General features: G+C 63.3%; 25 protein-coding genes. All 25 read right to left on the bottom strand.

Annotation, left to right across the window (positions count from 1 at the left end; all coding sequences use genetic code 11):
• A partial coding sequence (locus GY769_13940) for a glycosyltransferase family 4 protein (GenBank protein ID MCP4203019.1) occupies positions 1 to 904 on the bottom strand: 904 nt, incomplete at its 3' end.
• The gene (locus GY769_13935; protein MCP4203018.1) at positions 901 to 1,830 is read right to left on the bottom strand and encodes a glycosyltransferase family 2 protein; all 930 of its coding nucleotides are present in this window, start codon (positions 1,828 to 1,830) and stop codon (positions 901 to 903) included. The genes GY769_13935 and GY769_13940, both read right to left, overlap by 4 nt.
• 96 nt (positions 1,831 to 1,926) lie before the next feature.
• Positions 1,927 to 2,472: a uracil-DNA glycosylase gene (locus GY769_13930; GenBank protein ID MCP4203017.1), complete on the bottom strand. Its 546-nt coding sequence runs from the start codon at positions 2,470 to 2,472 to the stop codon at positions 1,927 to 1,929.
• Between the two features lie 136 nt (positions 2,473 to 2,608).
• On the bottom strand, positions 2,609 to 3,841 hold the full coding sequence (coaBC, locus tag GY769_13925; protein ID MCP4203016.1) for a bifunctional phosphopantothenoylcysteine decarboxylase/phosphopantothenate--cysteine ligase CoaBC: 1,233 nt from the start codon (positions 3,839 to 3,841) through the stop codon (positions 2,609 to 2,611).
• Positions 3,842 to 3,872: 31 nt separating this feature from the next.
• Positions 3,873 to 4,100, bottom strand: coding sequence for a DNA-directed RNA polymerase subunit omega (rpoZ, locus tag GY769_13920; GenBank protein MCP4203015.1), 228 nt, complete (start codon positions 4,098 to 4,100; stop codon positions 3,873 to 3,875).
• Positions 4,101 to 4,116: 16 nt separating this feature from the next.
• A complete protein-coding gene (gene gmk, locus GY769_13915) occupies positions 4,117 to 4,770 on the bottom strand; it encodes a guanylate kinase (protein ID MCP4203014.1) in 654 nt (217 codons plus the stop codon).
• A 5-nt stretch (positions 4,771 to 4,775) separates the two neighbouring features.
• Complete coding sequence (locus GY769_13910) at positions 4,776 to 5,645, bottom strand: YicC family protein (GenBank protein MCP4203013.1); 870 nt, start codon at positions 5,643 to 5,645, stop codon at positions 4,776 to 4,778.
• Positions 5,646 to 5,663: 18 nt separating this feature from the next.
• Complete coding sequence (locus GY769_13905; GenBank protein MCP4203012.1) at positions 5,664 to 7,499, bottom strand: ABC transporter ATP-binding protein; 1,836 nt, start codon at positions 7,497 to 7,499, stop codon at positions 5,664 to 5,666.
• Positions 7,496 to 8,629: a lipid-A-disaccharide synthase gene (lpxB, locus tag GY769_13900; protein ID MCP4203011.1), complete on the bottom strand. Its 1,134-nt coding sequence runs from the start codon at positions 8,627 to 8,629 to the stop codon at positions 7,496 to 7,498. The genes GY769_13905 and lpxB overlap by 4 nt, the downstream gene beginning before the upstream one ends.
• Before the next feature lie 27 nt (positions 8,630 to 8,656).
• On the bottom strand, positions 8,657 to 8,848 hold the full coding sequence (locus GY769_13895; GenBank protein ID MCP4203010.1) for a hypothetical protein: 192 nt from the start codon (positions 8,846 to 8,848) through the stop codon (positions 8,657 to 8,659).
• 9 nt (positions 8,849 to 8,857) lie between these two features.
• The gene (locus tag GY769_13890; GenBank protein MCP4203009.1) at positions 8,858 to 9,268 is read right to left on the bottom strand and encodes a hypothetical protein; all 411 of its coding nucleotides are present in this window, start codon (positions 9,266 to 9,268) and stop codon (positions 8,858 to 8,860) included.
• A gap of 24 nt (positions 9,269 to 9,292) precedes the next feature.
• Positions 9,293 to 9,574 (bottom strand): integration host factor subunit beta, encoded by a 282-nt coding sequence (locus GY769_13885; GenBank protein ID MCP4203008.1) that lies wholly within the window; start codon positions 9,572 to 9,574, stop codon positions 9,293 to 9,295.
• Between the two features lie 84 nt (positions 9,575 to 9,658).
• On the bottom strand, positions 9,659 to 11,626 hold the full coding sequence (locus tag GY769_13880) for a 30S ribosomal protein S1 (protein ID MCP4203007.1): 1,968 nt from the start codon (positions 11,624 to 11,626) through the stop codon (positions 9,659 to 9,661).
• 161 nt (positions 11,627 to 11,787) lie between these two features.
• The gene (gene queG, locus GY769_13875) at positions 11,788 to 12,969 is read right to left on the bottom strand and encodes a tRNA epoxyqueuosine(34) reductase QueG (protein MCP4203006.1); all 1,182 of its coding nucleotides are present in this window, start codon (positions 12,967 to 12,969) and stop codon (positions 11,788 to 11,790) included.
• On the bottom strand, positions 12,947 to 13,609 hold the full coding sequence (locus tag GY769_13870; GenBank protein ID MCP4203005.1) for a hypothetical protein: 663 nt from the start codon (positions 13,607 to 13,609) through the stop codon (positions 12,947 to 12,949). The genes queG and GY769_13870 overlap by 23 nt, the downstream gene beginning before the upstream one ends.
• Positions 13,610 to 13,749: 140 nt before the next feature.
• Positions 13,750 to 14,895 (bottom strand): winged helix-turn-helix domain-containing protein, encoded by a 1,146-nt coding sequence (locus GY769_13865; protein MCP4203004.1) that lies wholly within the window; start codon positions 14,893 to 14,895, stop codon positions 13,750 to 13,752.
• Positions 14,896 to 15,010: 115 nt separating this feature from the next.
• A complete protein-coding gene (locus GY769_13860) occupies positions 15,011 to 15,694 on the bottom strand; it encodes a (d)CMP kinase (protein ID MCP4203003.1) in 684 nt (227 codons plus the stop codon).
• Positions 15,695 to 15,702: 8 nt separating this feature from the next.
• Positions 15,703 to 16,491 (bottom strand): rRNA pseudouridine synthase, encoded by a 789-nt coding sequence (locus GY769_13855; protein MCP4203002.1) that lies wholly within the window; start codon positions 16,489 to 16,491, stop codon positions 15,703 to 15,705.
• Positions 16,488 to 17,159, bottom strand: coding sequence for an SMC-Scp complex subunit ScpB (gene scpB, locus GY769_13850; GenBank protein MCP4203001.1), 672 nt, complete (start codon positions 17,157 to 17,159; stop codon positions 16,488 to 16,490). The genes GY769_13855 and scpB overlap by 4 nt, the downstream gene beginning before the upstream one ends.
• Positions 17,160 to 17,187: 28 nt before the next feature.
• Positions 17,188 to 17,961, bottom strand: a complete 774-nt coding sequence (locus GY769_13845) for a segregation/condensation protein A (protein MCP4203000.1) — start codon at positions 17,959 to 17,961, stop codon at positions 17,188 to 17,190.
• Positions 17,958 to 18,977: a tryptophan--tRNA ligase gene (trpS, locus tag GY769_13840; protein MCP4202999.1), complete on the bottom strand. Its 1,020-nt coding sequence runs from the start codon at positions 18,975 to 18,977 to the stop codon at positions 17,958 to 17,960. The genes GY769_13845 and trpS overlap by 4 nt, the downstream gene beginning before the upstream one ends.
• Positions 18,978 to 18,990: 13 nt before the next feature.
• Positions 18,991 to 19,695, bottom strand: coding sequence for a site-2 protease family protein (locus GY769_13835; protein MCP4202998.1), 705 nt, complete (start codon positions 19,693 to 19,695; stop codon positions 18,991 to 18,993).
• Complete coding sequence (locus GY769_13830; GenBank protein ID MCP4202997.1) at positions 19,695 to 20,189, bottom strand: hypothetical protein; 495 nt, start codon at positions 20,187 to 20,189, stop codon at positions 19,695 to 19,697. Before GY769_13830 ends, GY769_13835 begins: the two co-directional genes overlap by 1 nt.
• Before the next feature lie 2 nt (positions 20,190 to 20,191).
• Positions 20,192 to 21,349, bottom strand: a complete 1,158-nt coding sequence (locus GY769_13825; protein ID MCP4202996.1) for a glycosyltransferase family 4 protein — start codon at positions 21,347 to 21,349, stop codon at positions 20,192 to 20,194.
• The gene (gene recG / locus GY769_13820; protein ID MCP4202995.1) at positions 21,346 to 23,427 is read right to left on the bottom strand and encodes an ATP-dependent DNA helicase RecG; all 2,082 of its coding nucleotides are present in this window, start codon (positions 23,425 to 23,427) and stop codon (positions 21,346 to 21,348) included. Before recG ends, GY769_13825 begins: the two co-directional genes overlap by 4 nt.
• Positions 23,428 to 23,448: the final 21 nt, after the last annotated feature.

Raw genomic sequence — 23,448 nt, 5'->3', positions numbered from 1 at the left:
GTACGAAGATATCGGCGGCCCGGTAAAGATCCGGGAGGGTGTCCCGGAGCACGATACCGGGCAGGTGAACACGATCGGTCCACTTCGCGGTCCGTTCACGAAAGGCGGCCAGCAGATCGCCCTCTCCAGCCAGGCAGAAATGGCTCGATGGGAACTCCTCAAGCAGGCTCGGCAGAATCTCGAGCAGAACATGAAATCCCTTCTTCGTCACCATCCGGCCGACACCCAGAACCAGTGGCGCACCCTCCGGGACGCCCATCCGACTGCGCCACTCCATGCCCTGTTCGGCACCGGGCGAGAAGGTGTCCACGTCGACGCCGTAGGGAATCACGTGGGCCTGTTCGCGTGGGAATCCGAGGGCGCATACTCGATCCACCAGCTCCGGCGAGCAGCCCGTCAGGAAAGAGGATCTTGCGAGCACCCTGCCGACCAGCCGCCGCACACCGGCGCGCTCCGCTAGAAAGACATCGCTACCATGCAGCCCCGGGCCGATCGGCAGCCGCCGGGCGAACGGCGCGGCGACCAAGGCATTGGGCACTACCCAATGCGCATGAAGCAGGTCGAAGGAATCGCGCGCCGTCACCTGACGAAGCTTGCGCCTCGCTCCCAGTACGTACAGCGGCGTCGCCAGGAATACCCCGAGCCGGATCGACTCGTCGCGATCGAGACTTCGGCTGTAGCCCACCAGCTCGAGCCGCTCCGGCGCGTAGCGAAAACTCTCCACCCGCACACCATCCACGTTCCAAGCCGCTTCGACACCCGCGGCATGAGGCGTGAGTACCGTGACGGAGTCGCCGCCGGCTACCAGACCGCGCGCAAGCTCTCGAATGAAAGGACCGGCGGTGTCGTCCGCAAAGCGAGGAAAAGTCTGGGTGAGAAAAAGGACCTTCAGGGGGCGATTCAACCCACTTTTTCCTTGATCGAGTACGAATCCCGGCGATCGAAGCTCTTATAGGTGATCATCTCGCCGATCAGCCCGGTGGTCAGCACCTGAATGCCCACCAGCATCATCAGGATGCCTAACAGGAGGAGGGGCCGGTTTGACAGAGTCTCGTTGTTGAACCAGAGAATGGCCAGGTAGGTGTTGATCGCCAGCCCGATGGTCAGGGAAAGCAGGCCGATCGCCCCGAAAAGGTGAAGCGGCCGCCGAGTGTATTTGGTGATGAAGAAAACGGTGATCAGGTCGAGCAGGCCCTTGTAGTACCGATCCCAACCGTACTTGCTGACACCGTGCCGGCGCGGATGGTGCTGAACCGCGAGCTCTCCGACTCGAAATCCCTTCCGACTGGCGAGAACCGGGATGAATCTGTGCAGCTCGCCGTAGACCGCGATCTGGTCGAGAACCTCTCGCCGGTAGGCCTTGAAGCCGCAGTTGAAGTCATGCAGATCCATGTTTCCCATGATCCGGGTCGCCCAGTTGAAGACCTTCGACGGCAGACGCTTCGAAATCGGGTCGTGGCGCTTTTTCTTCCACCCGGAGACCAGATCGAGATCCTCGGCCTCCAGTCGCTCGAGGAATCGCGGAATCTCGGCGGGGTCGTCCTGAAGGTCGCCGTCCATGGTCACCAGAATCGCACCATGAGACGCGTCGAACCCGGCCGAGAGAGCAGCCGCTTTACCGAAGTTTCTCCGCAGCCTGACCAAACGAACCCGTGCATCCACCTGATTCATTTCCCGAACCCGTGCACAGGTCTGGTCGGACGAACCGTCGTCGACGAAGATAATCTCGAAGGCCTTGCCGAGGCCCTCCAGAACCTCGACGACCCGGGCCGACAGCGTGGCAACCGTGTCCTGCTCGTTCAGGACCGGCACCAGGACGCTGACGTCCAGATCGGATCCCGAGGCCCGCCGAACGCTCTCGCCTCGGTCCCGCTCCACAAGGCGCTCTAGTTCCATAGAGTGCAATGTTAGCAGTCCTGGGCGGCCCTACTTATTGAGCCGATCGCGCACCACCTGCATGTCTTCCCAAGTCGGTCGCTTCCAGGAAGCGTTCCGCAGGAGAGCCGCGGGATGATACGTCGCTCGCACCGGCACACCCTTGAAACTGTGCCAGTCGTTGCGTAGACGCCCCAGCGGAGCCGAGCTGTCCAGGAGGTTCTGCGCCGCCACTCTGCCCAGGGCCACGATAACGCGAGGCCGGATGAGCTCAACCTGACGCTCCAAGAACCCTCGGCAGGCCTTGGCCTCGTCGGGGTGGGGATCCCGGTTCTGCGGCGGCCGGCACTTGACGACGTTAGCGATGTAGACGTCGTCTCGCTGGAGACCTATGGCCTGAATGATCTTGGTCAGGAGCTCTCCGGCAGGCCCCACGAAAGGCAGACCCTGCCGATCCTCCTCCGCGCCCGGTCCCTCGCCAATGAACATGAGATCGGCGTCCGGGTTTCCCGAACCGAAGACGACGCTTTTCCTGGTCTTGCTCAGCCGGCACTCCTCGCAGCCGTTCGCCTCTTTGGCGACACCGGCAAGAGACAGCGCCCGTTCCGCCGCCGGTGGACTCTCTGCCCGCCGAAGGTCGACCTTGAGTTCTAGGTCGCTTCCGGCAGACTCGCCGGCAAGAACGTCGGCCGAGAGATCCTGATAGCCCAGGTCCCGCAAATAGGCCAGGGCCTCAACCAGAGATCGAGACAACTTTTCCACTCTTGGACTCCAGTTCCTCCGCGATGGCGTCGATGATTCTCCCAGCGATTTCCGCCTTCGCCGCTTTGGGCACGTCCAGAGAGTCTCCTCGCGCCCTCAGAATCGTCACCTCGTTGTCATCGCTCGCGAAACCGATATCCGATCGCGAGACATCGTTGGCGACAATCAGGTCCAGCCGTTTGGACCGAAGCTTGTCTCGAGCGAATTCCTCGAGCCGCTGGGTCTCGGCGGCAAAGCCGACGAGAACGGCGCTGGGGACGAGATCGCGAAGCCCGCTCAGAATATCCTCCGTGCGCTCGAGCTCGAGTCGATCGGAGGCCAGGGCCTTCTTGATCTTGTGATCCGCGGGCGAAGCCGGGCGCAGATCCGCAACCGCGGCCGCCATTGCGACTACGTCGCAGCCGATCGCCAGCTCACGAATCGCGTTCGCCATCTCTGCCGCGCTCACGATGTCCACGCGCTCGACGCCCGCCGGGGTCTCGAGCGCCACCGGGCCTGTAACCAGAACCACTTCCGCGCCCTCCGCCGCCGCCGCCGCGGCGACGGCGAAACCCATTTTGCCAGTGGAGCGGCTCGAGAGGAATCGAACCGGATCGATCGCCTCGCGCGTCGGGCCCGCGCTCACCAGCACTCGAACGCCCTTCAACGCCCCCGTCCGTTGCAGCAGACGCGCCGCCTCGGCGGCAATATCCTCCGGCTCGAGCATCCGCCCGATGCCCTTGTCCCCAGACGCCAGCTCACCGCTTGCCGGCCCGAGAAACCGGACCCCGCAGCGGTTGAGAGTGGCGACATGGGCCTGGAGCGCTCTCTGTCCCCACATCTTGGGATGCATCGCCGGTGCGGCAAGCACCGGACCGTCAAATGCCAGCAGCGAGGTCAGCAGGAAATCGTCGGCGATCCCGAGCGCGAATTTGGCAAGAAAGTTCGAGGTTGCGGGAGCGACACAGACCGCTTCCGCCCACTCCGCGGCCTCGATGTGGAGCTCGCGGCCGCTCTCGTTGGCTTCGAGGTAGCTCTGTCGATACACCGCAGCCTCCGAAACCACTTCCAGAGAGAGGGGCGCGACGAAAGACTCGGCCGCACGCGTCATGGCGCAGCGGACGTCGAAGCCTTGCTCTCGCAACCTACGTACGATCGCCGGCGCCTTGTAGGCGGCGATTCCCCCGGTGACCCCCAGCAGTAGGTTCCGTGATCTCATCGGCACCGAAGAAAAGGCCTTCTTTTCAGCCGGTCGGCTACGACTCGGTCTCTTCCGCCGGCTCCTCTTCCTCCTGGGGCTCGGGAGCCGGTCCGTAGTCCCAGTCGATCAGCTCTCGCCGGATCTCCTTCATGGCAACGCGACTCGGTTTGCCGGGGCCGGACTCGGTTTTCGGCTTCGCTCCACGCACAAGCTGTTCCGCCCTCGTGGCGGAAAGCAGAACGAATCTGAACTTACTGTCAATCTTGTCGGGATACTTCAACACGTCGGCCTACCTCCGGTCAGAATCCCTCCGTGCCGGCTTTGCCGAGTGAGCTCCGAAAGTCCTCAAGGATTTCGGCGACGCACTCGCTCTGCCGCTCACGGCGGTGTCGGATTGCTATGAGAATTGCGCGCAGGGTTTCCTGCGCGCGTATCAGATCATCGTTGATCATAACATAGCCGTACATCTCGTAACGCTCGATGGCCGGAAGAGACAGGGCGAGCCGCCGGGCCAGCTGGTCGGGTGGGTCTCCGCCGCGCTCGCGGATTCTCCTCTCCAGCTCGGCAAAGCTCGGTGGCAGAATCAGCACACTTTCCGCCTCGGAATAGCTTTGGAGCACCTGCGCGGCGCCCTGCACGTCGATGTCGAGAATGACGTCGAAGCCCCGCTCCAAGAGCGGCAGAACCGCGTTTCGGGAAGTGCCCTTGAGCTGGCCGTAGACATCCGCCCATTCGAGAAACTCGTCTCGCTCGAGCATGCTTCTAAAGACCGATTCATCCACGAAGTGGTAGTCGCGACCGTCGACTTCGTCCGAGCGGGCGGCCCGGGTCGTGTGGCTGACGGAAAAACGGACGCCCTCGAGCGCCGAGTCCTCTCCGGTCAGCGCGCGCCGAATCAACGTGGTCTTCCCGACCCCTGACGGAGCCGACACAATCAAGAGTGTTCCCCTCACGTTCTCTACTCTACGTTCTGTACCTGTTCCCGAAGCTGTTCACAGAGAACCTTGCCGTCGAGAACCAGCTGCGTCGCCTTCGAGTCGCGACACTTGGAGCCGATCGTGTTCAGTTCTCGCAGAATCTCCTGCGCGAGGAAGTCGAGGCGCTTGCCCACCGCATCCTCGGCGTCGAGGAGGGCCGCGAATCTCTCGACATGGGCATTCAGCCGATCGATCTCCTCCTGAACGTCGGCTCGATCGACCAGCAGCGCCACTTCTTGCGCCAACCGGCTTTCGTCAACGCCGACTTCGCCGGCCAGATCTTCGAGGCGATCACGTGTTCTTTCGTAGAGTGTCTGCTGGAGCCCGGAACGCAGCTGCGCCAGACGAGAAACCACCTTGGTCAGATCGCCCACCGTTCTTTGCAGCACTCCGGCCAGGTCAGCTCCTTCTCTCGATCGAACCGCAAGCAGGTTTTCGAGCGCTTCGTCCAGTGCCCTGCCGAGAGCCTCCTTGTCCCGGCTCGGTGTCGCAGCGTCGGCCGGTTCGACCGATACCACCTCTGGCAGGCGCAACAGGTCGCCACTCGCCAGGCCTTGCGCGACGCCATCCCTCTCGGCGAGCCGGTTCGATACCTCGACGTAGCGCGCCGCGACCTCTTCGTCGATGTGGACCCTGACCGCTCGTTCGCCCCTGGGCGTGACCGTGAGCCTGAGCTCCACTCGGCCCCTATCGAGCGCGTCCCGCAGCCTCTGGACCAACTCCGGCTCGTGCATCCTGAACTCCTCGGGCATGCGCACCGACAGGTCCAGAAAACGATGGTTGACCGTGCGCAAGACGGCGACAACCTCGAGCCGTTCGTTCTCGGCTCTTCCCTCACCGAAACCCGTCATGCTTCGCACACTCTTCCCCTACTCCTGAAACTGCAAGTCGTACAGTCGCTTGTAGACGCCACCGCCGGCCATCAACTCGTTGTGCTGCCCCTGCTCGACAACCCTCCCGTTATCGAGCACGACAATCCGATCCGCGATCTGCACCGTCGCCAAGCGATGCGCGATGACCATTGTCGTCCGGCCCTCCATGAGGTTCACCAGCGCCTTCTGGACCAAGGCTTCCGACTCGGCATCGAGCTGCGAAGTCGCTTCGTCGAGAATCAGAATCGGCGCGTCTTTGAAGAGCGCTCGCGCGATCGCCAGCCTCTGACGCTGTCCACCCGAAAGGTGAAGCCCCGACTCGCCGATAACGGTGTCGTACGCCTGTGGCAATCGCATGATGAACTCATCGGCGTAGGCGGCGGCCGACGCCTCGCGGATTCTCTCGAGCGAAACGTCTTGCTGTCCGTAGGCAATGTTGTTTCGCACGCTGTCGTTAAAGAGAATCGTGTCCTGGGTTACCAGGCCGATCAGGCCGCGCAGACTCTCGAGAGTGAAGTCGCGGATATCGATGCCGTCGATGCGAACACAGCCGGAGTCGGGATCAAAGAAGCGCGGCAGAAGGTTGACCAAAGTGCTCTTGCCGGCTCCGGACGGGCCCACCAGCGCCACCACCTCGCCCTTGCGAATTCGAAGGCTGACGTCGCGCAAGACGACCTGCTCGGTATAGGCAAAGGAAATGTTCTCGAAGGCGATGTCGGCCTCGACGTTCGGGATGACTTGGGCGTTGGGTCGATCGGCGATCTCGAGCGGGAGCTCGACCAGACCCTTGACCCTCTTGACCGCCGCCAACGACTGCTGGATCACGAGATTGACCTTGTTGAGCTTCCGGATCGGCTCATACATCCAGACCAGATTGAACAGGAACGCAATGAAGCCGGAGGCAGACATCGCGCCCTGGCGAATTTGAAGTCCCGCGTACACCAGCAACCCGCACATGCCGATCACACTCATCGTCTCGATCACCGGACTGGAGAGACTGTTCAACATCGAGGCCCAGAGATTGACTCGCAGGTGCCGGCGCGTAGCTTCGGCAAAGCGCCCCTGCTCGAAGTCCTCCATCCCGAAGGCCTTGACCACTCGATGCCCGCGCGCTCCTTCGCCCACCAAATTCGCCAGATCGGCCACGCGCTCCTGGCTCTTGTGACTGGTCCGTCCCATTCCCTGGCCGAATCTGACAATCGGAAACAAGACCGCCGGGATGCCGATGGCGCAAACAAGGGCGAGACTGCGGTTGTTTTGAAACAGCACCACCATCAGCACGACGAGCGTCATCGACTGCTGCACGAGATCGACGGCTCGCGTCGATACCGCGGCCTGCATCACGGCGATGTCGTTGACGATCCGGCTGGTGAGCTCACCGGACGGGTGCTGGGCGTGAAAGCGGCTGCTCTGCTCCAGGATTCTGCGATAGAGGCTGTTGCGAATATCGGTCATCACGCGCAGACCGATGTGCTGAAACAGGTACGAGCTGACGAAGGCCGCGACGCTTCTGAACAGGAACACCGCGATCACCAACAGCGGCACGAAGTAAACGACCGTGTCCTCGGTGACACCCCAGTAGTCCTTGAGCTGCTCGTATGCCTTGGCGGCGGCGGAGCGAACCGCGCTGGTCTTTTCTCCCGCACCCTCTAGAATGTCCCGAACCTGTTCGACGTCCTGGGCATTGGTTTGGAGGACCTCTTCGAAGACCGGCTCGATCAACACGACCAGTGCGCCGGTGGCCAGGGCGAAAACGCCCGCGGTAGCTGCGGCGAAGATGATCCACAGCCAGTAGCGCTTGAAGTAACCGCCCAGGAACCCGAGCACACTCATGCCGTCCCGCCTCCGAGAAAACTCGCGACCTCGGCGGCGGCGCGGGCGGCGGCGCCGGATTCCCCGAGCGCGCGCCTCAGCCCGCCCAACTCGGCACGCATCGTCTCGCGCCGAGCCTCGTTTCCGAGGAGATCCAGAGCCTCAGCAGCTATCTTGTCGGCCGCCGCTTCGCTTTGAATCAGCTCCGGCACGGCGGCCTTGCCCAGGACCAGGTTCACCAAACTGACGAATGGAACTTTCACCACGATCCGCCCCAGCCAATAACTGAACAAGCCAATTCGATACACGACGATCATGGGCGTTCGCAGCAATCCTACCTCCAGGGTAGCGGTTCCCGAAGCACACAGGGCGAGGTGGGCCGACGCGATCGCTTCGAACCGGTCGGCCTCCGGGACTCTTTCCACCTCGACACCGCTGTCCTCGAGGAGCCGCTCGATCACCCCAGCTCTCACCGTCGAAGCCTCGACCAGCACGACCTGAAGCGCGTCACGCACTCGCTTCAACTCACGGACGGCCGGCAGAAGGACCGGAAGAAGACGCTTGACCTCGCTGCTGCGGGAGCCGGGGAGTAGAACAACCTTGAGCGGCGTTTGTTCGCCCTTCGAATCCCAAACCTGCGGTCTCGACGGCACTTCGTCGACCAGGGGGTGACCCACGTGGATCACGTCGACTCGACCCCGATAAAAGGCCTCTTCGAATGGAAAGAAAACCAGCATCCTGTCGACGCACCGTGCCATTGACTTGACTCGCCCCTTCCGCCAAGCCCAGACCTGGGGGCTTACGTAATAGACGACCTTGATGCCCAACTCGCTCAGAACGGGCGCCAGGCGGAGGTTGAACTCGGGGAAGTCGATCAACACCGCGACGTCGGGGGGTTCGGCTTTCGCACGAGCCACGACCTCTCTGAAGATCTTGCGCGCCCGTGGAAGTACCCTGGCGACTTCCGCCAGTCCGATAACCGAGATCGTCGAGACGTCGGCGATGAGATCAACGCCCTGCGCCCTCATTCCCTCGCCCCCCAGGCCATACAGGTCGAGCTCGCCGACCTGGCTGCGCAGCTCGCGCAACAGTCGCGCGCCGTGGAGATCGCCCGAAGCCTCACCGGCGACAATCAGAACCCGCTTGTTCATCGTACCGTAGCGGCGCGGACCTAGGCGCTAGGTTCCCGGAGGCCCCGAAGGGAATGGGTACATCAGCCAGGCGAGAAGGATACCGCCACCCATGAGGCCGATAAACAGCTGAACGAACAACCGTATTCGCGCGGCCCTGGTTCGACGCCACAGAAAGGCGAAGAACGTGCTGACGATCAAGGCATACACGGTCATGAGCAAGACGTGGTTGACCGGCATCTCGCTACCCTAGTCCTTCTGCCCGGTGGCCAGATCCCAGCAATCCAGGACCAGCAACAGGTTCATCAGGCCGGCAGTGAGAATGAAGGCACTGCCGTACTCGTACGCCGGCGCCGTAATCTCCCCGGCGTAGCCCGCCAAGTAGCGCAGCACGAAGTAAGGGAACCCCACGCCCATCGATGCCAGTGTCGCCAGAACCGTAAGCGGTCGATCTCCAACGACCGTGTACAGATTGCCGTCCAGGCTGTAGCCGATCCAGAGGGAGACGAGGACGAGAGCCGAGAAAAGCAACGCGCGGCGGCGTTTCCCCAGATAGAAGTGGCCGGCTCCCGGAATCGCCCATGCCAGCAGAATCGTTCTCACGAGTTCACCCACTTTGGCGCCGGCGGCGCCGGAAATCTCTTTAGCTTGTTCTGCCACGAAAGCGCTGTCGCCGAGTCCCGACTACCCGTGAGTGTTCAACAGCTCCTTCAGTTCCTTGCCGGGTTTGAAGTAGGGAATCCGCTTGGGTGGAACATCGACACGATCACCGGTCTTGGGATTTCGGCCGATCCGGGGACCTCGATTGCGAATCCGAAAGCTGCCGAAGCCCCGCAATTCGATCTTGTCACCGTCTTTGAGCGAAGTAACGATGCTCTCGAAAACGGTGTTTACGATCAGTTCGGCGTGCTTCTTGGTGAGCTGTGTCGTTTTCGCCACCTCTTCAACCAGTTCCGCTTTCGTCATTCCTTTCGTCATCACCTACCTGGCTCCCCTCTCTATCTAGGTCTCCGTCTGTCGGGCATCGCAGAATGCACTATTCTAGGCGCGCTATTCTTCTTCGGCTGTCACTTTCTCCACTTCCGTCTCGTCTGAAGCATCGACGCCTTCCTCTTGCGCCTCTTCAGACGTCTCGGCCGCGGCCGTTTCCACCGCCGCTTCGCCCTCGTCCTCTTCGGCCTCGGCCTCCGGCGTGATCTCGGCGGCATCTGCGACAGGGGCGACCGGGGCGGCCTCGACGCTCGGCTCCGCTTCAGCCGAAACCTCGGTCGCAGAAGCCTCGGATGGCACCTCGTCCTCCACTGACTCGTCCGTGGACTCCGTGGTGCCGAGCTCGCGCTCGTACTCCGCCTGGAGCACCGCCACCTCATCCTCGTTCGGCTGGTCTACTCCACGCATGGTCAGACCGATCTTCTTATCGTCTTCTTCGATCCTGAGGATTCTCGCAGAGGCCCAATCTCCAACGCTGTAGAGATCCACCAAGGACTCGCCTTCGAGGTCGATCTCGCTGACGTGAGCCAGGCCCTCGAGGCCGCTCGCTATCTCGACGAACAACCCGAAGTCGGTGACGTTGACGACTCTTCCGGTAACCCTGTCACCGACCTTGTGAGCCGAAGCGAAGTCGTCCCACTCATTGGGCATGAACTCCTTGATCGACAGCGACACGCGCTGATTCTCGACATCGATACCGGTAATACGAGCCTTGATCTTGTCGCCCTTGTTGAGGACCTCGCCGGGGTGCTTGACACGCTTCGTCCAGCTCATATCCGAGACGTGGATCAAGCCGTCGATCTCGTCGGTGATCTGCACGAAGGCGCCGAACTCGGTGAGGTTCCTGACCTCGCCGTCGATCACATGGCCCACCGGATGGGACACCGAAAGCTCTTCCCAAGGATTCCGCTCAGCCTGACGCAACGAGAGACTGATCCGGCGCTGGTTGAGGTCCAGCTCCGAGACGATCGCCTCGATCTCGTCGCCGACTTCCAGGATCTTGGACGGGTTCACGACTTTCTTGGTCCACGACATTTCGCTGACGTGAATCAGGCCCTCGACACCGTCCTCGAGCTCTATGAAGGCACCGTAGTCGACCAGGCTGACAACCTTGCCGCGCACCCTCGAGCCGAGTGGATATTTCTTCTCCACGACGCTCCAGGGGTCCTCGGAACGCTGCTTGTAGCCCAGCGAAACCCTCTCCGAGGCCGCATCGAACTTGAGCACAACGACCTCGACCTCGTCGCCGACACCGAAATACTCCGAGGGGTGATTGACCCTTCCCCATGAGATATCGGTGATGTGCAGCAGGCCGTCGATTCCACCGAGGTCGACGAAGACTCCATAGTCGGTGATGTTCTTGACCACCCCCTGGATTCGCGCACCTTCGGCGAGCCGGTCCAGGGTCTCCGCCTTCTTCTTGGCGAATTCCTTTTCCAGTACCGCCTTGCGGGACAGCACAACATTGTTGCGACGCCGGTCGATGCTGATGACTTTGAATTCCAGCTCTTCACCGCACAGCGACTCGAGATTCTTGATCGGCTTGATATCGACCAGCGAACCAGGCAGAAAAGCTCGAATCCCGATGTCGACGGTCAAGCCGCCCTTAATTCGCTCGAGGACTCGCCCCTGAATGATCTCACCGGCGTTATGGCTGCGTTCCACTTCGGCCCAGACCTTCATCCTCTCGGCTTTGCGCTTCGAGAGCAGCACGTGGCCCTCGCCGTCTTCGGCCTTCTCCAAGAGAACGTCAACGTCCTGGCCGACTTCGACGTCGACCTTGCCGTCTCGCTTCGAGAATTCCGCTATTGGCACCAGTCCTTCGGACTTGTAGCCCACATCAATGATGACGTGATTGTTGGTTACATCGATCACCTTGCCGGTGACGATCTCGCCTTCACTCAGATGACGCATGCTCGCGTCGTAGAGCGCGACCATCTCGTCGTAGTTCATCTCTTCCTGAGTGTCGGTAGCGGCTGGAACGTCGGCCTCATTGGGCGACTCCGGCCGCTCTTCCGTCGGGTTCATCTAACAATACCTCCTAGTGCGATTTGATCGGGCCGAGAGCCCGTCGCCCGCGCGTTTTGCGGGTGCCGAGTACCACCTAAGCGCTTGGAAACTCGGAATTTGGGAGTATAGACACCCCTCTGAACGAGTGTCAAGAAATCGTTCGCCTCGACAACGGAGGCTCATTTTCGAGCGGCCGCGGACTCCCGCGACCGCCCCGGCTCGGTGGCCTCGAGCGCGACCTGGATTTCGGCGCGAACCTTGGCCACGGCTTCTCTGGCCAGTGCCGCTTCGAGCCTGGACCGGCGACCGTGGATCGTCTCGTCGTCGCTCACAACGAGCCGGCCCAGGGCCCATGCCGCGTGCTGCCGCACACCATCGTCATCGTCTTCGAGAGCCTCCGAGAGCGGCTCGAGATACAGACGATCCGCCCTGTTTCCCATGGCCACGGCCGTGTTTCGCTTGAGGCCCTCGAGTTTTGCCCGCTTCATCGGGCTGCCCCGGAATCTTTCCACGTATTCCTCGCGGTCGAGCCGAAGCAAGTCGGTCAGCGAGAGCTCGCGCCGTTTGTCGGCCAGCTCGAGCTCCGGATGGTGGGCCGGCTCCAGGTCGACGTTGGCCGGACAAACTTCCTGACAAACGTCACAGCCGAACACCCAGTCGCCGATCCCCGGGCGCACGGCCTCCGGAATCGTCCCCCGATGCTCGATGGTCCAGTAACTTATGCACAGCCGGCTATCCAATCGATACGGCTCGATGAGAGCTCCGGTGGGGCAAGCTTCGAGACACCGGGTGCAGGTCCCGCAGAGATCCGCGATCGGAGAGTCGGGCTCCAGCTCCGCCGTTGTGAGGACCTCGCCGAGCAGGAAGTACGACCCCATCTCCGCATCCAGCAGATTGCAGTTCTTCCCGAAGGCTCCCAGACCGGCCTTGGCCGCTAAATCCCTCTCCAAGACCGGTCCGGTATCGACATAGCGCCTGGTTCTCGTGCCAGGAATCGCCGCGGCGATCTCCTTCTCGAGCCGCTCCAGACGTTCGAGCATCACGTCGTGGTAATCGAGCCCTCGAGCGTAGCGGGCGACTCCGGACCAGAGATCGTCGCCGGCTTCCGCTTCCGGCAGAGCCCCCGACAGCGGCCAGTAACGCAAAGCCACGCACAGGGCGCTTTGCGCGCCGGGAAGCACTTCTTTGGGGTCGAGCCGCTTCTCCACCCGCCGCGCCAGGTACCCCATGCCTGCCTGCTCACCGTCCGCCAGCCATTTGAGAAAGGCCCGACCGGTTGCGGCCGGACCAACCGCGGCCACGCCGACGCGATCGAAGCCGATGCGCTCGGCGACTCGCTTAAGGCTCTCGGCCCGAGTCATCTCGACCGCGCTCCAGCGACACCAGCGTATCGGTGCCCAGGTAGCCGCCTCCCTGGTTGTAGTACCAGGCTCGCCTCTTCGGCAGCCTGAGGACGCCCACCGCCGCGATGTCCTGGAGCGTTATGTGCTCGCCGTCGTTCTTGCTCTCGTCATGAAAGAACCGGTAACCCACGAGGGCCGAGGTCACCGGGTCGAAGTAGAAGTACCAAGTGTCGCCGCCCACCGCCTCGTCATAGGTGACCTTGAGGGAAAGCACGTCGAGGCCCTGAAACTCGGTCGCCACCACCTCTTCGGCTAGGTGAGTACCGGCATCTCGGAGCTTCATCGGCAGGCCCCACAGATAGGTGTAGTAATTCCGAATCCACCTCAGACGCTCGCAGGTGAGCCGGTGCTCGTCTCGCTCGCCGTCGGTGATGTTTGTTCGGCCGTCGAGAAGAAGCTCGCAGCTCTTGCCATCGAGGCCTCCGGCGAGCCGATGGCCATCGCGGGTCGTCGACCAAGAGAATCGCTCGCCGGCGATATCGATTCCGACCTCCGTCGTCCGGGCGGGTCCCTCGGGCCGGGTCTCCTCGATCGTCAACTCGAGCGCGGTCGAGCTCCAAACGCCCTCCGGGTCATGAACAGCGATTGACGCCGCCATCAACTCTTCACCCGAGGGCAAGCCTGCGGCTTCACAGATCGCAGAGCACATAACGAACGGAAAAAACCATGCGAAGCCTCGGCGGCCGAGATTCATAAGGCCGATTCTAGACAATCTCCGCGCATCTCTTCCGCCCGGAATCAGCGTAATCGCCAACCCTTCGGCTCCAACCCGAGCGCGCCGGCGTAGCGATCGAGAGCGCTGCGGGCGGCCTCGCCGTCCGCGGGGGTCGATGGACGACCGTCTCCGGTGCCCTCGAAGCGGCACGAAAGGACGCGCAGCGCTCGTTTCTTGCGATCGGCCTTCAGGTCGAAACGCGCCACAAAGCGCTCGCCGGCGAGCACCGGCAGGCAGTAGTAGCCGTAGATTCGCCTGGGTGCCGGCTTGAAGATCTCGAGCATCTGCTCGAAACCGAAGAGGCGTTTGACCCTGAGCCGGTCCCATAACACCGGATCGAAAGGCGACAGCAGCACGCCCCTGTCCCGGCGCGGCCGGACTCTCTCGAGCCGCGCGGCCAGTTCGAGGTGACTCGTCCGAATCCAGCCCGGCGTCGGCTGGCCGGCCGGATTCTCGAGCCCGCAGCGCACGATCTCGCCGCGCTCCGACAGACGACCGAGCGCTCCGAGAATCTCCTTCTTCCGATTCACCAGCCGCCAGGTCTGGGCCAGCGTGCCGGTGGGTGCCCAACCGTGCCCATCGAGGGCTTTGAGAAGCAAAACGTCTTGAGCATCGCGCTTCCCGAGCGGATGCGACCGAACGGACTCCGGGATCACGCGCTCCGCCAGGTCGTAGGTCCTCTGAAAATTCCTGCGCTCCCGGATGGCGAGCTCCCCACTGGACCACAGCGCCAGGGCCACGCGCTTGGCCACTTTGAGGTCCCACCAGCCACTGCTGCCCTTTCCCTCCATGTCCACCGAGCGCAGGGGCCCTTCTTCCCGAATGCGCTGGCGCAGTCTCTGCGCCACCCTTCGGTTGCGAGCCACGACGTTGCCCCACCAAGGGTGCCGTCCCAGGAACTCCCGGCGGCGAAACTCGAAGGCCGGATATAGCTCGATGGGCATCCAGCTCGCCTCGTGCCCCCAGTACTCGAAAACCGGCTCGCCCGGCTGCAGCAGTTCTTCACCCAGCGTCGGATCCAAGCCCTCGAGCCGCGAAAGCAGGACGATGGCGTGACTTCGAGCACCGGCGATAGCAACGGTATCGAGCTGGAGATAGCCGAAGCCCCGCACCACTGAATGAGCGGCCTCGCGCGCCCGCGCCCCCCGCCCTTTCGCTCGCCTCGGCAAACCGGTCCACTCCGGCTTCAAAAGGCCGGCTCGGCACAACGCCAGCCGCCGCGCCGATCTGATGCTGAGCGTCTCCACGGAGGCACATCTTGCCACGGTCCGAGAACTGCGCCGCTCAGCCGTCTTCCGAAGCGTTCGGCTGCGACCCGACTTCGGTTGTGATCTCGGCGATGACCTCATCCACCGAGAGCTCGCCGGTGTCGATGACACGGTAGGTCTCGTCCCAACTCAGGGGCGAGTCGTCTCTCGAACTGTCGCGCTCGTCACGCTCGCGGACCTCGCGCTCGATGTCGGCCAAGTCGGGGGTCTCGACACCGGCCTGCCGCAACTGACGCCAACGGCGCTCGGCTCGGACCTCGGGTGCGGCGGTCAGGAAGAACTTGAAGGGCGTTTCCGGCACCACCCGGGTGCCGATATCGCGGCCCTCGAGGACTCCTCCCCGCTCCATCGCACAGGACCTCTGGAGCCGCCGCATCTGCTCACGCACACCGGGATAGGCCGAGATCTTGGAGGTCGCGTCGGTGACCCTCAGACCGTAGATCCGCGCGCCCACCGGCTCGCCGCCAACTTGAATCGCGAACGACCCGTCCTCGAGCGGCTGGAGATGAAGGTCGAAGGATGCCGCCAGATCCTCGACCGAGTCCCTATCCTCGGGATCGATACCTCGCTCGAGGACCTCGAGACCGAGAGCGCGATACATGGCTCCGGTCTCGAGGTAAGGCAAGCCCAGCTCCCGAGCCACGGCCCGGGCGACCGTGGATTTGCCGACTCCCGACGGCCCATCGATCGCGATGATCATCGTGCCGCTCACGTCCGTCTCTTTCTCGCGGGCGGTCCTTTCGGGGAGCTCACGCCTGCCAGCTGGCGGACCTCGGCCTCGGACAGGTCCCGAAAGGCCCCTCGCGGCAGATCGCGATCCCCGACGCGCCCGATCGCGGTGCGACGCAAACGCAACACGGGATGACCGATCCGAGCGAACATCTCTCGAATCTGCCTTGTTCTGCCCTCCGTGAGCTCGACTCTCCACCAGGTGTTGGACTCCGCCGCACGCCGGCCCCGGGTGCCCCCCAGAGCCGCGATTCGGGCCGGCCGGGTGCGCCTGCGGTCGAGCCTGATTCCTGACCTGAGCCTCTGGATCGAGTCCTCCGAAGGCCTTCCCTTCACCTTTACCTCGTAGGTCTTGGCACAGCCGTGCCGAGGATGACTCACAAGCTGCGCGAGGTCGCCGTCATCGGTCAAGAGCAGCAGGCCCTCGGTCTCGAAATCCAGCCGACCGACCGCAAACAGGCCCCGCCGAGCCTGGGGCGGCAACAGGTCGAACACCGTCGCGCGACCCTCCGGGTCGGACTTCGTGGTCATGTATCCGGCCGGCTTGTTGAGCAGCAGGTAGCGGTTGCGCTCAGGCTTCTGAATGCGCTTACCGTCGACCTTGACGAAATCGGTGCGCAGGTCGACCTTCTGTCCGATCCGTGCGATCTCGCCGTTGACCGTCACCCGTCCCTGTCGGATCAACTCCTCGGACGCGCGGCGCGAGGCCACACCGGATCTGGCAAGAGCCTTCTGGAGCCTCTCCACGCCCTCAGAATCCCGACTCACCCCTCCTCCGGAGTCTCGGGTTCGGCCGCGGCGGGCCCGGACTCTCCAGCCTGCGGTGACTCGCCAGAGACCGATTCGGCCGTGGACGCCCTCTCCTCGAAGGGCAGCACGTCCGCCTCGATGGTTGCCATTTGTCCGAAGGTCTCTTCGAACTCCTCGAGGGGCGGCAGGTCGTCAAGGCTCTTGAGTCCGAAATGCATCAGGAACTCTCGCGTCGTCGCATAGAGAAACGGTTTACCCACGACCAGTTTGCGCCCAGCGATCCGAATCAGCCGCTTCTCCAGCAATGTCCGCAGCACACCGCTCGAGCTCACGCTGCGCAGCTCCTGGATCTCGGGTCCGGTGACCGGCTGTCGATAGGCGATGATCGCCAGGGTCTCGAGAGCGGGCATCGACAACCGGTTCTGGCCGGTGATCTCGAACAGCTTGCGCAGGTAGCCGTGAAGCTCCGGCCGAGTTACCAAGCGGAGGCCGCTGGCCACCTCCTCGACTACTACGCCCCGATTCGCATCCGCCCGGTAGCGTGCGAGAACTCTCTCCAGAGCGGCGCTGGCTTCCTCGCGAGCGCGAGCTCCGAAGACCTCCAGAATCTTGCGCCGTCGTATCGGCTGGGGTGTCACGAACAGGGCCGCCTCGATCGCGGCTTCGATTTCCTGAGGATCCGTCATGTCATTGCGTCCCAATTGATTCGACTGCCTATCCAGTAATGGCTTCAAGCTCGTGGGGCTCGAGTTGCCGGTCCGTCCGGTACATCAGAACCTGTTTCGTCGAAGTCTGGTGCAGGTGGATGAGACTAAGCCGTGACAGCTCCAAAACGGCGAGAAACGCGGCGACAGCCTCGGCCCGGCAGCTCCTCCCACCCAGATCGTCGAGCAGATCCACCGGACGGCCTCCGGCGAGCGCTCCGAGGAGGCGCTCGAACTGGTCCCGGGTCGAAAAGCTCTCGGCGCTCAGGTGAAGAGCCGGCGGGTGCTCGCGGTCGTAGCGAACCAGAACGGACTTGAGTGCGCCGAGAAGATCGTAGAGCGATATCTCGCTGAGATCGACGGCTTCGTCGTCTCCGCCCGAGAGCCGCTCCTCGGGCCGCGTCCAGACTCCGCGCCGTACGCTGTGAATCTCGGCGAGCGACTGGGCGGCGTCCTTGAGCTTGCGGTACTCGAGAAGTCGCTCTACCAGATCCTGGCGCGGGTCCTCTTCCTCGCCATGTTCGTCCTTGGTGGCCGGCAGAAGCAGCTTCGACTTCAGGTGAATCAGATACGCCGCCTCGTAGACGTAGTCGGCGGCGATGTCCAAATTGAGCTCCTCCATGAGACCGAGGTATTCCTGGAACTGGTCACAGATCAGCGCCACCGGGATGTCGGTGATCTCGACTTCGTTGATCCGAACCAGATGCAGCAAGAGGTCGAGCGGGCCCTCAAAGGCCGGCAACTTGACCCGCCAGTCTGCGGGGAGAGCGCCGGCCGGAGTCACTCGGCAACCGCCTTCGGCTCGAGGCGGTCGTAGTCCAGTTTCATGCCTTCACGGACTCTGGCCATGGTCTCCGCCGCTCTTTCCCGAGCCCTGTCGCTCCCCTTCTTCAAGATATTGAGGAGCTCGCCCTTGTCTGCGGCGAGCTCTTCCCGCCGGCGGCGAATCGGCTCCAGGAAGGCGATCAGCTGATCGGCGATCAGTGCCTTGTCGTCGACACAGCCGATCTGCGCCAGCGGACACTCTCGCAGAACCCGTTGCTTGACCTCCGGCGTCGAGACCAGCTCATGGAACTCGAAGAGGTTGCAGGTGTCGGGGTGCCCCGGGTCGGTCCGGCGCAACCGAGTCGGATCGGTGAACATGCTCTTGCACTTGAGCCTGATCTCGTCGGGAGTATCGGCCAGGTCGATCGCGTTGCCGTAGGACTTGGACATCTTGCGCCCATCGAGGCCCGGCACTTTGGGCGTCGGAGTGAACAGGGCCTTCGGCTCGGGGAATATGTCGCCGAACTTGCCGTTGAAGCGCCGCGTGATTTCGCGGCTCAACTCGAGATGGCTGGCCTGATCCTCCCCCACCGGAACGAAATCGGCCCTGTAGAGCAGGATGTCGGCCGTCTGCAGCACGGGATAGCCCAGAAAACCGTAGGTCGACAGATCTCGCTTCTTGAGCTCGCGGATCTGATCCTTGTAGGTGGGGACCCGCTCGAGCCAGCCCAACGGCGTCATCATAGAGAGCAGAAGATGCAGCTCGGCGTGCTCGGGCACGAACGACTGCAAGAAGATCACCGAGCGCTCGGGGTCGAGGCCGGCCGCCAGCCAGTCGGCCAGCACCTCGAGAGAGTTCTCGGCGACCTGGGTCGTGTCGTCGTAATCGGTGGTCAGGGCATGCCAGTCCGCGATGAAGTAGTAGCACCGGTATTTCCCCTGGAGGTCCACCCAGTTCTTGACCGCGCCAAAGTAGTTTCCCAGATGTAGCCTTCCGGTCGCACGATTCCCGGAGAGCACAACTTTTTCCTGCACCACAAATACCTCGTTAGCCTGAGATCTGAATTACCAGAGCGATGATCAGATAGACCGGCAGCACCATCACGGAGAGCACATTCAAAGCCGCCAGCGCGAGCACGATCATAAAGCCATAGGGCCGGATTACCGAATACTTGCTCGCCCAGGCTCTTGGCAAGAGATGAAGAGTCACCTGCCCGCCGTCGAAGGGTGGAACCGGGATCATGTTGAAGACGCCAAGAAAGCCGTTCAAGAAGGCGAACTGGACCATCGTGTAGAGGATCGGGAAGTTCGCCCCCTGCGCCGCGCCATCGATGTCGCCAACCAGGCACAGACCCGCGGTGCGTGCCCCATCCGGTCCAAGCACCGAGATCACCGCGGAGAGCGACACCAGGGCCGCCATGCCCACCAGCAGGTTGGACAGTGGCCCCGCCAGAACCACCCGCAGGTGGTCCCTGTCCGGGTGCCGGAGGCTCCCTACCCTGACCGGAGTCGGCTTGGCCCAGCCGAACACGGGACCGCCGGCGAAGATCAGAACCACGGGGACCACGATCGAGCCCAGAACGTCGATATGCCGCAGTGGGTTGAACGAAATCCTACCGAGCTCCGCACCGGTCGAGTCGCCCGCGCGCAGCGCCGTGATGGCGTGAGCGGATTCGTGAATCGAGATGGCTAGGAGTAGAACCAGGAACTGGATGGCTCCGGCGAAGAGTCCGTTCTGGCCGGAATCGAGCATCAGGGCCCGATTCCCTCGCGCTCGCGCACGCTTCGATTCGCGAGGTTCATCAGATTCTCGTTCTGGGTCAGCACCAGAAACTCGAGGTACAGCGCCCTGAACTGCGCGGCCACGGCCAAGTAGAACAGGCTCCAGTGGACCCACTTGGGCAGGACCCGGGTCTCGACGCCTCCGCCGAGGATGAAAGTGGCCATCGCGAGACCCATCGCGATCATCAACCACGGGTAGGACCGGTTCTTGAACTCCTTGGTCCTCTCGATCCACTCTTCCGGCAGTCCGTGCTCGGCCACCGCCTCTTTGAGCACCTTTCCGGTACCGATTAGATAGAACATGATCCAGGAGTGCGAGAACAGGAGTAGGAAGCCCGCGGCCAGACCCAGCACGACATGCCGGTCCACGGTCGGCGAATCGACAACCATGTAACCGAGGACACCCGTGGCGATAAACGCGAGCGTCGCCAGAGCTCCGACCATCAGCAGGGCTCGTCCCATCATCTCTAAGTGTCCTCTCTGAGCATTCCGTGTTTCGAGGGCTCGACGGCCTCTTCCCAGAGGCTCGCCACCTGCTCCGGCCTGTAGTCGCGCTCCAAGCGCTCGCGTCCAGCGGCTCCTCTCCGACGCGCTTCCGTCGGGTCGCCCAAGGCGTCCTCGAGGGCCCGAGCAAGAGCCACCGGATCCTCGCACGGAACCAGCCACCCGGTCTCGCCGTCTAGCACGACCTCGGGGATTCCGCTGACCGCGCTGGCAGCCACGGCGAGACCGCGCTGCATGGCCTCGACAATCACCAGCGGCATTCCCTCGTAGAGAGACGGAACGACCAGGACCGTGGACGAGTCCATCAGGGCCTGGACCTCCTCGCGGGACCTGCGCCCCAGAAACTGCACCCGATCCTCGAGGCCAAGCTCTCGCGAAACCCGCTCGAGGCGGAGACGATGCTCGCCGTCGCCGACAACCAGGAGGCGGGCCTCGAACCCGGACGACTCCAACAAGGAGACGGCGTGAAGCGCAACCTCGACCCCCTTGCGCAGGCGCAAGCGCCCGACGAAGAGCGCTGCTGGATGGCGGGGAACAGCGCCGGCCTCTGGACTCCGGTCCACGGGCGCCGTCGCATTCGGCACCACCCAGACCTTCGAAACACCGTAGTCGCGCCGCAGCTCCGCAGCGGTGGCTGCGCTCGGAGCCAGAACGGCGTCCGCAAGCCAGGCGGTCAACCAACCCAAGGCGATCTGCAACGGTGCCTTGAACCAGCGAAACCGCCGCTCTTCCCAGCCCGGCCGTCCCAGCACCCGACCCTCATGACGAATTGCGCGAACCGCGAGGAATTCCTGCCAGTAGCTCACCTGCAACAGAGCCAGCAGCTTGGGCTCGGGGCATAGAGCCGAGCCCAACGTCTTCAACGTCAAGGCCGCCAGCGCTCCATCGGACTCGTGCACCTGCACCACCTCCGGCCGGAAGCGGCGCACCTCACGAAGAAACGGAGGCACGACGGCGAGCGGAAAAAACAGCTTCGGTCCGCGGGCTCCACCCACGCCCCGCCCCAGGATCCGGACCTCGTGTCCTCGCTCCTCCAGGCCACGTGAGAGCTGCAGCACCTGCTCTCCGACCCCCGAAAGATCTTCGGGAGGTAGGGTGTTCGCCACCAGGAGGATTTTCATCCGCCCGCCAGGTGCTCCTGGGCGCCGACCCGTGATTCGAGATCCGCGAGAAAGCCCTCCCCGTCCCGGGGCCGGTCCCTGACCAGGCGGCGCGCGTCTTGTCGTGCCAGCTCTATCCAGTTCCGGTGCTTGGCGAGATCGGTGAGGCGCAAATTGGGCACTCCGGCTTGGCGCGTGCCGAGAAGATCGCCTGGTCCTCTCATCTGCAAATCCGCTTCGGCCAACTCGAAGCCGTCATGGGTCGAACAGAAGGCGCGCAAGCGCGCCTGCGCGTCTTCCGAAAGCCGTCCGTGGATCGCGATACACGTCGAGGGCCGGTCGCTCCGACCGACCCGGCCTCTGAGCTGGTGGAGTTGAGCCAGACCGAATCTCTCGGCGCTTTCGATCACCATCACGGTTGCCTCCGGTACGTCGACCCCGACCTCGATCAGCGTCGTGGCGATCAGAACCCCAGAGCCCCCCTGCGCGAAGGACTTCATCAACCTGGATTTGGTCGCCGAGTCCATTCGTCCATGCAAAACGGTTGGCCGGTGGGCGGCGAGCCGCGCGGCGAGATCTCGCCCCAGTCCCTCGACCGCTTCAGCCTCGACGCGGTCGCTCTCTTCGATCAATGGCAGCACGACAAAGGCCTTGTTCCCGCGTTCGAGCTCGCCCCGCAGCCACTCGTATACCTCGTCCCGCGCTTCGAAAGACTCTACTCTGGTTTCGACCGGCCGTCGTCCGGGAGGCAGCTCGTCAATGACCGAGAGAGACAGGTCTCCATAGATAGTCATGGCCAAGGACCGTGGAATCGGTGTCGCGGTCATCACCAGAAGGTCAGGCCGTTCTCCCTTGGCGAGTAGCTCTCGACGCTGAGCCACGCCGAAGCGGTGCTGCTCGTCCACCACCGCTAGGGCGAGGCGCTCGAACTCGACCGCATTCTGCATCAACGCGTGGGTACCGACGGCCAGTTGCGCGCGGCCGCTTCGCAGATCCTCACGGGCCTCCCGCGTGGCAGCCGACGAGGTCAACAATCTCAAGCCATAGCGATCGCCTAGAAGGCTGCTGAGGCTGGCATGATGCTGCTCGGCGAGAAGCTCGGTGGGCGCCATCAGAGCCGCCTGAAGACCGCTCTCGGCAGCCGCAGCCATCGCGACGCCGGCGACCACCGTCTTACCACTACCGACATCTCCCTGCAGCAATCGCATCATCGGCGAGCGACGATCCAGGTCGGCGATGATCTCGTCGAGGACCCTGTCCTGGGAGGCGGTGAGGCAAAACGGCAGGTGCCCCGCCACCCGGGCTCGAACGCCCGTGAGGTCAGCGTAGCCATGGCTCTTCTCCAGGCTGCGGACTCCGCTGCGCGCGAGCGCAAGCTCGGTCTGCAATCGGAGCAGCTCTCCGTAGACCAGCCGGCAGTGAGCACGGCTCTCACGAGCGTTGAGCTCCTCCACGGCGCCATCTCGAGCGGGCCTATGAAGCTCTCTGAGCGCGTCTCCGAGCGCGGGCAGATCGTGCTCCTTTCTTAGGTCGGCCGGTAGAGGCTCTTCGAGATCGCGCAGCACGATCGATTGCACCGCGTTCTGAACGATTTGCCTGACGAGCGCGGGCCCCAGGCTCCCGATTGCTGAATACACGGGCACGATGTTGGTGCCGAGTCTGGCTTTGTCGCGCGGCTCGAGGCTCGGGTTCACCAGCTCCAGGATCTCGCCTCTGCGCCGGACCTTCCCGTGCAGAAGATACTCGGCGCCCTCCGTGACCGTGCCCGCCAGATACGGCCGATTGAACCAAGCTACGGCGAGGCTGCCCTTGGCACCGCACAATGTCGCCCTGACCAGCGTCATTCGACGGCGATACACACGAACCGTATTCACCTTTTCCAGCCTACCGACGAGCGTGTAGGCACCCTCGACGTCGACCTCGCCCACCTCGGTCACGGTTCGCCGGTCTTCGTAACGGAGAGGCAGGTGCAGTATGAGGTCCAGAATGGTCTCTACGCCGGCTTCCCGCAGAGCCTTCTCGCGCGCCGGCCCAATGCCTTTGAGCGCGCTCACGGGGCTGTGCGCGGCCAGCGCCTCGCCGCTCGAATCTCTTGTCATCGACCCGGGGAGTCGTTCGCG

The organism is bacterium (assembly GCA_024224155.1).
Lineage (GTDB): Bacteria > Acidobacteriota > Thermoanaerobaculia > Multivoradales > JAHEKO01 > CALZIK01.
The sequence above is the reverse complement of the archived record's forward strand: the minus strand, read 5'-3'. Positions and strand labels throughout refer to the sequence as shown.

Bases quoted from the DNA above. Each gene is read 5' to 3' on its own strand.
- GY769_13910 (MCP4203013.1), bottom strand. From the start codon at position 5,645: ATGACGGGTTTCGGTGAGGGAAGAGCCGAGAACGAACGGCTCGAGGTT.
- GY769_13905 (MCP4203012.1), bottom strand. From the start codon at position 7,499: ATGAGTGTGCTCGGGTTCCTGGGCGGTTACTTCAAGCGCTACTGGCTG.
- lpxB (MCP4203011.1), bottom strand. From the start codon at position 8,629: ATGAACAAGCGGGTTCTGATTGTCGCCGGTGAGGCTTCGGGCGATCTC.
- GY769_13895 (MCP4203010.1), bottom strand. From the start codon at position 8,848: ATGCCGGTCAACCACGTCTTGCTCATGACCGTGTATGCCTTGATCGTC.
- GY769_13885 (MCP4203008.1), bottom strand. From the start codon at position 9,574: ATGACGAAAGCGGAACTGGTTGAAGAGGTGGCGAAAACGACACAGCTC.
- GY769_13880 (MCP4203007.1), bottom strand. From the start codon at position 11,626: ATGAACCCGACGGAAGAGCGGCCGGAGTCGCCCAATGAGGCCGACGTT.
- queG (MCP4203006.1), bottom strand. From the start codon at position 12,969: ATGACTCGGGCCGAGAGCCTTAAGCGAGTCGCCGAGCGCATCGGCTTC.
- GY769_13870 (MCP4203005.1), bottom strand. From the start codon at position 13,609: ATGGCGGCGTCAATCGCTGTTCATGACCCGGAGGGCGTTTGGAGCTCG.
- GY769_13860 (MCP4203003.1), bottom strand. From the start codon at position 15,694: ATGATCATCGCGATCGATGGGCCGTCGGGAGTCGGCAAATCCACGGTC.
- scpB (MCP4203001.1), bottom strand. From the start codon at position 17,159: ATGACGGATCCTCAGGAAATCGAAGCCGCGATCGAGGCGGCCCTGTTC.
- GY769_13835 (MCP4202998.1), bottom strand. From the start codon at position 19,695: ATGCTCGATTCCGGCCAGAACGGACTCTTCGCCGGAGCCATCCAGTTC.
- GY769_13830 (MCP4202997.1), bottom strand. From the start codon at position 20,189: ATGATGGGACGAGCCCTGCTGATGGTCGGAGCTCTGGCGACGCTCGCG.
- GY769_13825 (MCP4202996.1), bottom strand. From the start codon at position 21,349: ATGAAAATCCTCCTGGTGGCGAACACCCTACCTCCCGAAGATCTTTCG.
- recG (MCP4202995.1), bottom strand. From the start codon at position 23,427: ATGACAAGAGATTCGAGCGGCGAGGCGCTGGCCGCGCACAGCCCCGTG.